The 13,559-nt window shown below is 48.1% G+C and carries 13 protein-coding genes; 1 reads left to right on the forward strand and 12 read right to left on the reverse strand.

The window, feature by feature from the left end; genetic code table 11:
• Positions 1 to 17: 17 nt before the first annotated feature.
• Entirely contained in the window at positions 18 to 683 is a 666-nt protein-coding gene (locus tag BN6628_RS20330; RefSeq protein WP_068620156.1) for a potassium channel family protein, read from the reverse strand.
• A 137-nt stretch (positions 684 to 820) separates the two neighbouring features.
• Between BN6628_RS20330 and sspI the strand changes: the two genes are divergently transcribed.
• Positions 821 to 1,054 carry a small acid-soluble spore protein SspI gene (sspI, locus tag BN6628_RS20335; protein WP_082926996.1) on the forward strand — a complete coding sequence of 78 codons (234 nt, stop codon included), beginning with the start codon at positions 821 to 823 and terminating at the stop codon, positions 1,052 to 1,054.
• A 109-nt stretch (positions 1,055 to 1,163) separates the two neighbouring features.
• Here the strand turns inward: sspI and BN6628_RS20340 are convergent, their stop codons facing one another.
• The 11 genes from BN6628_RS20340 to BN6628_RS20390 form a co-directional block, all read right to left on the reverse strand.
• Complete coding sequence (locus tag BN6628_RS20340) at positions 1,164 to 2,747, reverse strand: peptide chain release factor 3 (protein WP_068620157.1); 1,584 nt, start codon at positions 2,745 to 2,747, stop codon at positions 1,164 to 1,166.
• Between the two features lie 227 nt (positions 2,748 to 2,974).
• Entirely contained in the window at positions 2,975 to 4,525 is a 1,551-nt protein-coding gene (gene zwf / locus BN6628_RS20345) for a glucose-6-phosphate dehydrogenase (protein WP_068620158.1), read from the reverse strand.
• Between the two features lie 183 nt (positions 4,526 to 4,708).
• The gene (locus tag BN6628_RS20350; protein WP_204249265.1) at positions 4,709 to 5,458 is read right to left on the reverse strand and encodes a YwmB family TATA-box binding protein; all 750 of its coding nucleotides are present in this window, start codon (positions 5,456 to 5,458) and stop codon (positions 4,709 to 4,711) included.
• 187 nt (positions 5,459 to 5,645) lie between these two features.
• Positions 5,646 to 6,296 (reverse strand): response regulator, encoded by a 651-nt coding sequence (locus BN6628_RS20355; RefSeq protein WP_068620160.1) that lies wholly within the window; start codon positions 6,294 to 6,296, stop codon positions 5,646 to 5,648.
• Complete coding sequence (locus BN6628_RS20360; protein ID WP_068620161.1) at positions 6,274 to 7,353, reverse strand: sensor histidine kinase; 1,080 nt, start codon at positions 7,351 to 7,353, stop codon at positions 6,274 to 6,276. The genes BN6628_RS20355 and BN6628_RS20360 overlap by 23 nt, the downstream gene beginning before the upstream one ends.
• A gap of 18 nt (positions 7,354 to 7,371) precedes the next feature.
• Positions 7,372 to 8,022 carry a cell wall-active antibiotics response protein LiaF gene (gene liaF / locus BN6628_RS20365; RefSeq protein ID WP_068620162.1) on the reverse strand — a complete coding sequence of 217 codons (651 nt, stop codon included), beginning with the start codon at positions 8,020 to 8,022 and terminating at the stop codon, positions 7,372 to 7,374.
• 151 nt (positions 8,023 to 8,173) lie between these two features.
• Complete coding sequence (locus tag BN6628_RS20370) at positions 8,174 to 8,881, reverse strand: PspA/IM30 family protein (protein WP_068620163.1); 708 nt, start codon at positions 8,879 to 8,881, stop codon at positions 8,174 to 8,176.
• A gap of 1 nt (position 8,882) precedes the next feature.
• Entirely contained in the window at positions 8,883 to 9,410 is a 528-nt protein-coding gene (locus tag BN6628_RS20375; protein ID WP_068620164.1) for a PspC domain-containing protein, read from the reverse strand.
• 5 nt (positions 9,411 to 9,415) lie between these two features.
• Positions 9,416 to 10,090: a PspA/IM30 family protein gene (locus tag BN6628_RS20380; protein WP_068620165.1), complete on the reverse strand. Its 675-nt coding sequence runs from the start codon at positions 10,088 to 10,090 to the stop codon at positions 9,416 to 9,418.
• A 38-nt stretch (positions 10,091 to 10,128) separates the two neighbouring features.
• Positions 10,129 to 10,425: a LiaF transmembrane domain-containing protein gene (locus tag BN6628_RS20385; RefSeq protein WP_068620166.1), complete on the reverse strand. Its 297-nt coding sequence runs from the start codon at positions 10,423 to 10,425 to the stop codon at positions 10,129 to 10,131.
• 340 nt (positions 10,426 to 10,765) lie between these two features.
• Positions 10,766 to 13,177 (reverse strand): YcdB/YcdC domain-containing protein, encoded by a 2,412-nt coding sequence (locus BN6628_RS20390; protein WP_068620167.1) that lies wholly within the window; start codon positions 13,175 to 13,177, stop codon positions 10,766 to 10,768.
• Positions 13,178 to 13,559: the final 382 nt, after the last annotated feature.

Raw genomic sequence — 13,559 nt, forward strand, 5'->3', positions numbered from 1 at the left:
GTTCTTCATCCTAAGTTTTAAATTTGAGAGTAAGCCAGCTCCAGCTTGGTTAGATCCCCCTTCTCACCGACAATGACAAGAATATCATCGTCATGCAGACGGTAAGAAGCGTCTGGAGAAATATTCATTTTCGTCCCGTTCTTGATTGCCATCACGTTGCACCCGAACCGGGCGCGAAGGTTGAGTTCAATTAGATTTTTGCCGCGCATAGCCGAGCTCACTTTAATCTCGAGAATGCTGTAGTCATCCGACAGCTCAATATAGTCAAGAATATTCGGGGATACCAGATGATGGGCGACCCGCTGCCCCATATCCCTTTCCGGATAAATGACCTTGTCCGCTCCAATCTTCTGAAGCACCTTACCGTGAAGCTCATTTTTGGCTTTTACCACGATAACAGGCCCGCCCAGGTCTTTCAGTATTAATGTGGTCAGAATGCTGGCTTGAATATTCTCCCCGATAGCCACCACGACAACATCAAAATTCCTTACCCCTAGCGCACGCAGCGCTTCCTCCTCGGTCGAGTCCGCAGTGACGGCATGCGTAACAATATGGGAGACTGCCTGAGTCCGCTGCTCGTCCGAATCAATAGCAAGTACATCAAATCCCATACTGCTCAGGGAATTAGCTACACTGAACCCGAACCGGCCCATGCCGATTACTGCAAACTGTTTCTTACCCACGTCATATCTCCACCTGTCCGGTATGTATAATGATCTAGTATATCACACTCCACAATTAACTTGAATTTGACGCCCCCTAATCGGGAACAGTAAGATGCGGACCTTGCAATGTAAATACACATTAAGGAGGAATTCGTGTGGGAATCATGCTGGATCTTAGACAAGCAGTCATGCATAAAATCCATGGAGCCGATGAGAATGGGCTTCGGGATATGATCGAGGGCTCTGTGGATGGAAAAGAAGCCGCTTTGCCTGGACTAGGTGTGATGTTTGAAATGGTCTGGAAAAATATCGGCCACCAGCAGCAGGACGAACTGGTCCACGTGATTAGCCAGCAGATTAAAAACACCGAACTCAAACCGCTGCGTTAAAATCCTCCTGCAGTTTGCTCTACTGCACGCAAGGATGCTATTAACGTACAAAAATCCCTCACTCGTGCGCGGCACGAGGAGGGATTTCCTTCTTATTGCTATAACCGGTTTAAGGAGCCGTCTCCAAAAATTTAGCCGTAGGATTCTTCTCCATAGCTGTTCTCATCGCGTACTCATTCTCAAACAAGACGACGTAGTTATCCTTCTTGTCTTTCACCAAGAGAGAGTTAATCCGGAACTTGGACGGATCAATCTTGTCATCGATAATCCAACGCGCAAACTGGTACGGAACCCGCTGCAGCTGCACGTCAACACCATACTCGCCCTTCATCCGGTATTCGAACACTTCAAATTGAAGCTGTCCAACCACACCGAGAATCGTATCATCAAAGCTTACCGTGTTGAAGACCTGAATGGTTCCTTCTTCGGTGAGCTGATCGATTCCCTTCTGGTACTGCTTATGCTTAAGTGCATTCTTCACGGTAACCTTGGCAAAAATCTCCGGGGAGAACGTAGGCAGCTCATCGAACACAATTTCGCTTCCCTGGCTCAGCGAATCTCCGATACGGAAGATTCCCGGGTCGAAAAGACCGATAATATCGCCAGGATAGGCTTCAGCCACAATGTCCCGGTCCTGTGCAAGGAACTGCTGTGGCTGGGAAAGCTTAATCTCCTTCCCTACCCGCACATGCTTAACCGCCATGCCCCGCTCGAATTTGCCAGAACATACGCGCAGGAACGCAATCCGGTCGCGGTGGGCCGGATTCATATTCGCTTGAATTTTGAAGATATAACCACTGAATTTCTCATTGGTCGGCTCGACCAGACCGGCTGTGCTTTGACGCGGCTCCGGCTTCGGAGCGAGCTCCAGGAAGTTCTCCAGGAAGGTCTGCACCCCAAAGTTGTTCACCGCACTGCCGAAGAATACAGGGGTCAGTTCCCCGCGTCTTACTTTCTCATAGTCGAACGGATCACCCGCCACATCGAGCAGCTCAACATCCTGACACAGTTGATCATGCAGATACTCCCCAGCCATCTCCCGGATCGCCGGATCGTTGTAATCCGATACCTTCTTCACTTCAATGTGGGAATGGTCGTCTCCTTGGAACAGCTCCACCTGATTCTTCATTCGGTCATATACTCCGCAGAGCTCACGTCCCGAGCCGATCGGCCAGTTCATTGGAACCGAGCGGATGCCGAGCACAGACTCGATTTCTTCCATAAGTTCAAACGGGTTGCGTCCTTCCCGGTCAAGCTTGTTAATGAAAGTGAAGATTGGAATTCCGCGTTTGGCACAGACCTGGAACAGCTTCACCGTCTGCGCCTCCACCCCTTTGGCCACGTCAATCAGCATGACTGCACTATCCGCTGCAGTAAGTGTACGATAGGTGTCCTCACTGAAATCCTGGTGACCTGGAGTATCCAATATATTGATTCGGTGTCCCTTATAATCGAACTGCATGACAGAAGAAGTTACGGAAATTCCCCGCTGCTTCTCAATTTCCATCCAGTCACTTGTTGCGTGCTTGCTGGCTTTACGGGCCTTAACCGAACCCGCCTCACGGATCGCTCCCCCGAAGAGCAGCAGCTTCTCCGTTAGTGTTGTCTTCCCGGCATCCGGATGGGAAATAATCGCAAACGTTCTGCGTTTGTCGACTTCCTGCCGCAGCACTTCGTCCAATGCTTTGCTCATTTCTCACTTATCCCTTCGTTCCACAAAGTCATGTGTTCTATTGTACCATATTTCTTGTGCCTGTACGCAAATCGCCCCATGCATAAAGATGCATGAGGACGAGATGCTTCAAACAGTTAGATTGTTATAGTCTGGAACGGATATTAAGGGCATAAGCGGAATACGGCAATCAAGCTGCTGTAAGCACATCTTGTAAGCAAGCCATACACCCTCTCTTCGGAATATCCTTATCCCTGCTTAATCCAAATTACATTGTCTTCCTCTTGGCCATTGACCGGCCACCAGTGGAATCCGTCTTTAGCCAGCAAGTCATGGGCTTCCTGCGGACCCCATGATCCCGCCGGATAATGCTTGATATCGCCCGGATTCTGCTTCCAGGCCTGAGCAATCCGGTCGATGAAGGACCAGGCGGTCGCCACTTCATCCCACCGGGTGAAATAAGTGGAATCTCCCTCAGCCGCATCATGAATCAGACGCTCATAGGCTTCCGGCGAGTTAATGCCTACTTGGCAGCTTTGGCAGAATTCCATAGCGAGGGGCTCAATCTGGGATTCGGTGCCTGGCTTCTTGGCATTAATTTTGATATAGATGCCTTCCATCGGGTTAACCCGGATAACCAGCAGGTTTGGTTCCAGTTTATGCTTCTGCCCCAGGTAAACGTTCGTAGGCATATTCTTGAATTCCACCACCACTTCAGTGGTCTTTACCGGCAGGCGTTTGCCTGTGCGGATATAGAAGGGAACCCCCGCCCAGCGGAAGTTATCCACGAACACTTTGGCTGAGAAGTAAGTTTCCGTGTTGGAGTTAGGATCAACCTTGTCCTCTTCGCGGTAACCTGGAAGCTTCTGTCCGCCACTTTCCCCTTGCGTATACTGGGCGCGCACCACATTCTCCTCTACCTCAGCTGCCGAAGCGTATGGACGAAGGGAACGGAGAACCTTCACCTTCTCGTCGCGGATATCTTCGGGAAGCAGACGGCTTGGCGGCTCCATAGCAATCATGGTCAGCATTTGAAGCATATGATTCTGCCCCATATCGCGCAGTGCTCCCGCGTGGTCATAATAACCTCCGCGTTCTTCCACACCCACGGTTTCGCTCAGCGTAATCTGAACGTTGGCAATATGTTTATTGTTCCAGAGCGGTTCGAAGAACGCATTTCCGAAGCGGATCACCTCGATGTTCTGAACCATCTCTTTACCAAGATAATGGTCGATCCGGTAAATTTCTTCTTCCTTGAACACCTGGCTGAGCTCCTCATTCAGCTTCTGGGCTGACAGAAGATCGTAGCCGAACGGCTTCTCGATCACGAGACGGTGCCATCCACTGCTGCTAAGCATGCCGCCCTTCTTAAGATTGAGGGACACATTTCCGAACAACTCCGGTGCAAGCGCCAAATAGAACAGACGATTGCCCGGAATGCTGTACCGCTGCTCCAAGCTCTCCGTTTGCTCCTTAAGCTCATGGTATCCATCGATGTTGTTAATATCCAGGGACTTGTATTCAAAATGCTCAGCGAATCTTGTCCAGTGTGCGGTATCCAGCACTTTATACCGGCAGAATTCCTGAATTGAATTGTATAAATCCTGTCTGAACTCATCCTGTGTGCGTGGGCGTCTTGCCACACCGATCACAGCGAAGTCTTCAGCCAGCTTACCTTCGCGGTACAAAGAATAGATCGCAGGAAACAATTTACGCCGTGCCAGGTCTCCAGTTGCTCCAAAAATAAAAAATACAGCTCCAGGGGTTTTCAGTGCATTTAGATTTTGTTGTTCAGCCATGGCTCCTCATTTCTTTCTATGTAGTATAGTTGTATATTTATACAAATTAAAACATTTATTCTCATCCAATTATTTCATTTGTGCCATTAATTTTAGCATATTCATGCCAAGGATGCTATCCTATTTACTACAAAAGCAGTCAGAAAACTGCAATTTTCATGGGATATTCAGACGAAGTTCATTTTAGTATTCCACCGTGAGTACTGGAGAGCCCAATGAAAACTCTTTTTGCCCGGTTACCGTATTATCATGCACAGCCATCTGAAGAGCAATGCTATTTCCCCCGCTTTGCACTGATATAGGGAAATTCGGGACTTCATAGGATTCCGATACCGTTCGTCCGTCTTGGAACCCTTCAACCCGCCGGAGTTCGAAGAAAGCTCCCGCATGTCTTTCCAGCTTCTCCAGCATAACCGTGACGTTCTCCTTCGTATTCAGGGTTTCTGTCAGCTTGTCCCCACTGCCTTGAACCGCGGCATTCCACTTTACATCCATGCCAAGTGAAATCAATTTCTCACCTGCCTGGGTCTGGGCTTCCTTAAGCCGAGACGAATTGGATTCACTCAGCCCTTTGATTTGGGCCACCACATACAGCTCCTGCGTGCTTCCCCGAGTTACCGAGATCTGCACTCTGGCCCCTGCGTTCAGCCCTTCAGCCCGGTATACAAGATGATCCTGAACCATTGTATGATATGGACGACCTAAGCCCAAATACTCTGCAATCAGGGCAGCAGCCTCCTCCGGCTTACGGTCAGTATTCCATGTGCCCTGCCATTTTATGATGACATCAAGAGGTTCCTGGCTGACCTTATGCCCGACAGCCAGCAGCGCATCCAATTGCTTGCCAGCATTGGCCACAGCTTCAGCAGCAGGTCCCGACTTTGGTTCCAAATTCACAAATCCGAGAACCCCCGTCATTAGTAATGCGATCACCAATATTATACCCACCCATCTAGTACTGAACCGCTCCGTCATTTGCTTCGCACCCTCTCATCCGAATCTAGCATTCTATGAAACAGGATGTCCTGAAGGAGAAGCCGTTATACCTTATAACCTGCCGCCTATCGAAAAAAAACCGGAGACCTTAGTCTCCGGCTTACACCTTATCATAACGGCTGTTTTATTCAGCCAGTCCGTTCTTATATGCGTAGATCGCGGCTTGAGTCCGGTCCTCCACATGCAGCTTAGCGAGTATGTTGGTGACATGGAACTTAACCGTCTTCACTCCAATAATCAAGTCATCTGCGATATCCTGATTCGATTTCCCTTGGGCCAGCAGGCGCAGGACATCCATCTCGCGCTCGGTCAGTTCCTCATGGGCAGGAGCCTCGGCTTTAGGCTGCCTAAATCTGTTCATCATCTTCGAAGCAACCTGGGATTCGAGAACAGATTGTCCTCTTGCCGCTGCCCGGATCGCTTCAGCAACCTCGGAAGCCCTTGAAGTCTTCAGAAGATAGCTGAATGCACCGGCTTCGATAACCGGATACATTTTCTCATCATCCAAGTAACTGGTCAGTACAATAACCTTACATTCAGGGTATAGCTTGAGCAGCTGTCGTGTCGTCTCGATCCCGTCCATCCCATCCATAACCAGGTCCATTAAGACCACATCAGGCTTATACTCCTGTGCTAGCCTGATTCCTTCTTGGCCGCTGCTAGCTTCGCCTACTACTTCAATGCCATCCTCTGTTCCAAGTACAGCGGCAAGACCAATGCGTACCATTTCGTGGTCATCCACAAGCAATACTTTAATTGGAATTTCCGTCTCCATCGTTCTCATCTCCCCCGCCTTCCTCGTTCATAATGGGCACTGTAATCTCGATTCTAGTTCCATTTCCGGGAGCTGTAATAAATTGAATGGAGCCCCCAATTTCATGCACCCGTTCCTGCATGTTGGACAGACCGTAAGAGGTCTGCTTCTTCTCATCCATCTGGAAGCCCACTCCGTTATCCCGCAGAATCACACGGACAGCCTCTGGACGCTGCTGAATCCTAATTTCCATCTTATCCGCTTTGGAATGGCGGAGTGTGTTGGACAAGGCTTCTTGGATAATCCGGAACAAGTGATTCTCAATTCCCTTTACAAGCTTGATATCGCTGTCCATCTCCAGTGTAATATCCATGGGCACCTTGCTCTTAAGCTCCCTGATAAGCTCTGCCACACCTTCCGAGAGCGCCTTGCCCTCCAGATAGACGGGCCGCAGATGGAGCAGAAGGGCACGCATTTCAGACTGGGCGACCGATGACATTTCCTCAATCAGCTCCACCTGTCTCTGAGCCTTATCGAAGTCCTTCTCCAGCGTCCGGCCCACCGCGGTAGCAGTCATCGATATGGCAAACAATTGCTGGGAGACCGCATCGTGCAGCTCACGGGCAAGCCTCTGCCGCTCCTCTACAATCGCGGAAATACGGGCCTGTTCAGCGAGCTGGGCATTATTGGTGGAGAGACGCTGCAGAGAGCTTACCTGCTCCTCCCACCTTTTGCTGATACGATCCAGCTGTTCACCCAATCTTCCGAACTCATCCTCGCCAAGCTCGGGCACGGAGCCTGCCAGATTTCCCTTCTCCCATTGCAGAAGCGAATCTCTTAACAAGTCCATCCTCCGTTTTATATTATAGGCCTGATAGAACCCGTAAACTGCTCCAACACCAATCAAGAGCAGGCCTGCCGTTATGGAAGCCTGAACCACTTTTGTCCATTTGGCTGTGGGACTTAAATATCCGTATGTATCCAGCAAATAAATAATGGCACCGAACAAAAAGAAGGACAGGAGAATCCCGTCACGCATGCTGCGTGATATCATATTTACCGGTTTTCTTCTTCTCATCAGGGACTCCCCTCCTCTCTAGGATAACCTTATATCAATATCGCCTACCAGGTAGGAGATCATAATTTTCACTTTTTTATCCTGGGCCTCATAATTGGGAGAACGCCAGTATAATCTGTTTACCATGCCTGTTTCCTTGTCAGGACCGAACTCAATCTGCCCGAACATGACAAATGCCTCGATCTCCACACCATAGTCGTCCGAAATAACCAAATCTATATCCCCTACTACACCTTGGAACATAATAATGTTCTCCCGCTCTTCAGCGATTGCCAGGGACAGGTCAATATCGTGCTCCCCAAACACATGCCACATGCTGATACTGCGAAGGTTCCAAGGATCCCTGTCCCAATGTACTCCGGCAATGAAGTTCTGCTTCTGGACATGATCCCCCCGCGGAAGCATCTTCTTCACCTTGGCATAGAACAGACCAAGCGAGATCAGAACGATCGCCACAACGAGCATCAGATGCTCAAGCAGGATCAGCCCACTGCCTACCACAAGCAGCACATATCCGGTACGCGTATCCTCACCCTGACGGATTTTATAGACACCGAGTATAAGAAACAGAAGGGCTACAAGGGTAAGGAAGTTTATACCTTGACCAAAGAACAGTAGTATCCCGAAGCCAATTAGCAAGATGGCCAAAAATGATTTCCTCTTATCCATGCTGCACCCCCTGTCTTAGTATAAAAGATTGCCACTCATAAGAATAGGCCTGATCCCATTAATCCATAAAGCTCGGAAAAGCCATAACGGTATTATGTACCGTATGGCTTCACCTCAATTAGAATACCATATTCCCCTTAAAAACGGATAGTTATTCTTTAGTCGCAGTTTCCTTTGTCGCCGTAGGGTTCAGCTTGGACTTGAGCGCATTCAGCTGCTCTTCGACCCGAAGCTGCTTTTCAGCGTCAGCAGGGCTGATATAAGAGCCTGCTGCCGCACTAGGGCGGTATGGAGTTCCAAGCACATCGGCTTCAGCTTCCATCTGAAGAATCTTCTCCTCCATTCGGCTGAATCCAAGAGCTGCTCCGCCGCTTTCAATTGTACTGAGCGGGCTAGCTTGAGCCAGCTGCTTCTTAGCTTTGGCCATTTGAGCACGGGCCACCAGCTCATTACGTTTATTGCGCAGCTTGTAGAATTCGTCCTTCATGTCATGGAGCTGCTGCTGCAGGTCAGCGGCATGAATCTCCGCTTGAGCATGAAGATCTCTAAATTCCGTTTGTTTTTGATCAAAATGAATTTTCTCTTCAAGCAGACGGCGTGCAATTTCTTCTTGGCCGTTCTTCAGTGCGGCTTCGGCTTGAGCCTCACGCTGTGAGGATACACGGTATGCTTCCTCCAGGCGTTGTTTCATGCGGCGCTCGTTGGCAATTTGTTTGGCTACGGTAACTTCCGCATCCCGGATTTCGGCTTCCATATCACGAAGATACTGGTTCAGCATTACAATTGGATCTTCAACCTTATCGAGCAGCTCGTTTACCGACGCTTTCGTGATATCTTTGATTCTTTTAAATACTCCCATTTTATAAATCTCCCTTCTCATATTTGGACAGCTTACGGCGAAGCTCATCCAATTCTTTTTTCATGGCTTTCTTCTCAATGTCTTCCATCATGGAGTCCAAATTAGAGGCCTCTTCCTGACTTCTAAAAGATGATCCCGCCGGTCTGGCACCACTTGTTGGCCCTCCTTGGAACGGATTCCCACCAAACGGGTTGCCGTTATAAGAATTCCCGCCAAACGGATTGTTTCCATAAGGAGGCCGCTGGTTGTACCGCGGATCTCTTGGATCATAACCTCCTGGTCCTGGTCCTGGACCATAACCTCCGCCCTGCCATCCACCATGCTGGTAAGGATCATATGGAACATATGGCTCTTTGGAAATCACCAGTGAGGCGATGAGGTAAATCAAGATCGTAGTCCCGCCAGAAAAAGGAATACTTATGGCCGTCAGCAGCCGAAGCACGCCGACATTGACACCAAAGGACTCTGCAAGCCCCCCACATAGACCGGTAATCCACCGGTCCCGCCGGGAACGGTATAAAGTGCCCATGTTAACTACTCCTCTCCTCGCTTGTTCAGCTTCTGTTTAAGACGCGACAGCTCCTGTTCCAGAGTAGATTGAATCGCGCTTCCAGCCTGATTGAAGAGATCCTGTCCGGCCTTGCGCAGGTCACGCAGGCTCCGGGCTTCCCATTCCATATCAGATACCCGATCTTCGAGGCGGTTGAACATCTTAGGCACATCCTGTGTTCCATAGCTGCCCATACGTTGATTCATTCTCTGCTGAAGTCGAAGTGTTTCCATTCTCGCGTAATAATATTGACGTTTGTTATAAACAGCCTGGTACTCTGTTTTAAGCTCATTCAACTGGGCTTCCAGCTGCTGCAGCGCTTCTAGGCTTTGAGTATAGAGCTCGGAGTACTGCTCGAGCTTCTCCTCATACAACAGCTTCTCTTGCAGCGCCAGCTTGGCCAGATGCTCTTCGCCAGCTTTCAGTGCCAGCAGCGCCTGCTCTTCTCTCTTGCTAAGCATAGAGGACGCATGATCGACCTGCTGCTTCAACTGCCGGGTATGACCCGAATATTGATGATGCAGCTTCTCAGCTTCAGCTATTTCATGCCGGGTCTCGACCAGAAACTGATCGATAAGTTGAACCGGATCTTGTGATTGCTCCAAACGTTCATTCAATGTCGCAACAGTTATATCTCTTACACGTCTAAACACACTCATGATCGTTCTATTCCCTCCTAACCTTATTGTCCTGTGTATTAGTAACTCCGTTTATTACTGAGCGAGGAAATACCGTATACAATCAAACCGATACCAAGAACCGGCACGATAATCCAAGCCAGCTTTGCGATCAGGGAGAACACACCGATGACAAGAACAATCCAGCCGAAGAATGCGTTGCCTCTGCGGATTCCGTAGTAACCCAGTCCGATCATTACAACAGCAATCAGAATGCCGAACAAGTTACCGAAGAAAGGCGTTAGCTTTCCTAACAGAATCAGCACCCCGAGTGCAATAAGTACGATAGCAAATCCGTTTGGTTTGTTAGTTCTCATTTCATTCACCGCCTCTCTTTTATATCAACCTTATGTCTTTATTCTAGGCCTTATCGTATTTTTCCAAAACGGACCGAGGACGGTTTTTTATACTGGACTAAGGTCGAGTATACCCCGGGGCCTTAGATAGAGAGCTCCCTGGCCTGGTTTATCCCCGAGCGCCAAGCGCTCTATACATTTCGGCGTGTCCAGTCGCTTGATGAACATTAGAATCACAAGTCCCCTAAAGTTCACCACCTATAACTATCCCATCGCTCCTATAAACACAACCAGCCCCGGAATCCTAAGATTACCGGAGCTGGCTGATCATTAATCTTCAGTTATAATCACGCTTGTTCTCTTATCTGAACTGCTCCAGGAAGCTGTCGGTTTTTCCGATTAGAGCTTTTAACCGGATTAATACATCGGCTGCCTCCGCCCGTGTGACAATACGATCCGGCTCGAACTTGCCATCCTTCACATCCAGGAGCTTGAGCCTCAAAGCTATAGAGACAGCTCCCTTATTGGAGATACTTGCCGCATCGGAGACACCTGCAAGATCTGATGGCTGACTGTAGAAACCGGCCAGCTTCTTATAATGAAGCATCTCCACCAAATATTCAGCCAACCGCTCACGGGTTAACTTGTTAGTCAGGTTCAGGGGAATATCCGGATTAATGGTGATCCAATTATTACTTATATATGTTTGGATTGCCTTGTAATATTCCGTTCCAAACTCAATTCCGCCTATAGGCTGCCCGTCCTCGCTTCCATAGTAGTTCTCCAAATCAGGATAGTACGCTCTAGAAGCCATGATCATCCAGTCTCCTTGAGCAATCGGTTCATTTGGCTTAACCTTGCCATCCTGATCTGGAACAAGAACCCGATACTTCACCAGTTCAGTCAATGCCTTTTCCAAAGGATGACCTTGAATGTCCTTGGCTTCCTTCAGCTTGGTTTCCCCGGTAGATGAGTATATCTCCTGTCTTGCGCCTGTAGTTGCGTTAATAGGAGCAAAGGAATAGTAAGTGTCCTCCCCGTTAACAGGGATCGGGGCGTACACCAGTTTATTGCTTTCAGGAATTACGTTTCCATTCAATTGATATGATCCGCCAGTAGACTCGTATCTTAACTCCAGCTTTGTATCATCCAGATAACGTTTTTTGGCTTCTTCTTTGGAGATGGCTGGCTTTGAAGCAGGCAGGGATGAAGTATCCGCATTAATTGATGTGGAGAAGTCCCGAACAGCCCCATCTGAGCTGAGACTCAAATTCACGAAATCATTGAACACCAAAATTCCGTTAAGATAACGCTTGAAACTGTATACATAAGTGCTTGAAGGGTCCTTCGGATCCCGGTTGGTTACACTTGTCAGCTTGAACTCAGCACTCGCATTTGGAACCAGCTTCTGCACAATCTCAAGTGCTCTGGCCTTGGCCTCTGCTGGGGTAATAATTTTACCTGAAGGTTTATACTCCTTCCGCTTTGGACCGTAGTCATTGTAATGAAACGAAACCAGTCGTCCATTCTCCGCATCAATCGTAGCAAAAATACTATCATTGGTGAAACCGTTATTATCTTGCTTTTGATTTAATGATAAATTCCAGACTTTCTGGTTGTCTCTTCCCGATTTAGAAAGCTGCTTATTCACTATCGCATAGCTCTTAGGGACTTCCACCAAAGCATGAAGCCGCTCTGCAGCTGCATCATCGTCTAGAATAGGCGTTTTTGAGGGTGCATAGACAGCACCTTTACCAACCGGAATTGATTCTGGCTTAAACTCAGGCTCTTGTTGATCCGTAGGCGGAAATACCGTTTTCTTTCCTGTATGTGCATCAATGCTGTTAGCTGAATTCTGGGAAGGAACATACCCTAAGAAATATTTGGCTGGTTGTCTACTGAACATTTGATCTGGAACATATGCAAGTTCAATCTCCAGTCCTTCTCTGAAAGTTTTCTCCGCTGCTTCCAAGGAAATAGCCGGTTTAGATGGTGGATATGCAGAAAAAGATTTATTTCTATAATAACCGGTTACTTCACCGTTGTAATTCACAGTGACCTGAAGTTTCTCATAATTAGAAATTATGCCATTTACAGGCACATCAAAAGAAAAATAATAGCTTTGTGATCCAAACAGAGAGTTATTCCCCATGTAAAATGGAGCATCTTCCTTCAACTTTGTGGTATCCAGACCTTTAACCTTCTTGGCGATCCATTCCAACGCTATTTTCTTAGCAGCGGCCTCATCCACCTTCGTCGCATCCGGCCTACTGTACGTTTGAATAAGACGCTCTGGAAGATTGACAGAAAGAACTTCCCCAGTCACCCCGTCAACCCGAGCATCGAAACCACTGCTCCCGTTGCCATACTGATAGCTGTACTCCAAATTCCACTTCTTATCATAATCGACAGGGTATCTGTTCGTATCGCCAAAAGAAACTGAGGTTAGCTTTGCTTTGGACAAGAGCGGGAACATCTCTAGAACCAGCTTTTCGGCCTGAGCAGAGGAAATCTTCGCTCCAGCGGGAACCTTGTCACTGACAACAGACGGTGAATTAGCTGTGCTGCCTGATGCTGACCCCCTTACAGTTGTGCTGCCTGATGCGCTGCTTGCGCTATCTATCTTGGTTGTAAAACTTGAATCCGCCCATACAGCGGCTGGAGTCAGTAATAGTACAAGCGTTAACGTTCCCGCCGCAATAGACAGTGCTTTATGACTATGGCTAAGCCTTCTGCCTTTTCTTTTTGAAAATTGATGCTGTCCTTCGTTCATAACGTCTTCCCCTTTCACCGGCTGAAATATGTACTGTCTTATTAAGAACAGCACAATCAGGTAAAAAGTTGTACGAAATGTAAAATCACTTCATATAAGATCAGAATATTGTGAAAACAAATAAAAAAACCATGAACTTTAGTTCATGGTTTACTTGATATAAAATGCCATGTTCAATGGTCAAGACGCAGATTCGCTGTCGCGAAGGATTCGAGCTGGGGCTGCTCGTTTCGCTGCGTGAAGCCTCTTTTCCCCGACTAAAGTCGAGTTATTTGTATGAAAAAAACTATGATCAGGTTGGGCTTCTTGCGGTCAGGCTTCAAGTATAGTGAACTTGACTTAATATTTCTTTATACCAAGGAAGAAGAAAAAGCTTGAAAGC

This window comes from Paenibacillus tuaregi, assembly GCF_900086655.1.
GTDB classification, from domain to species: Bacteria; Bacillota; Bacilli; order Paenibacillales; family Paenibacillaceae; genus Fontibacillus; species Fontibacillus tuaregi.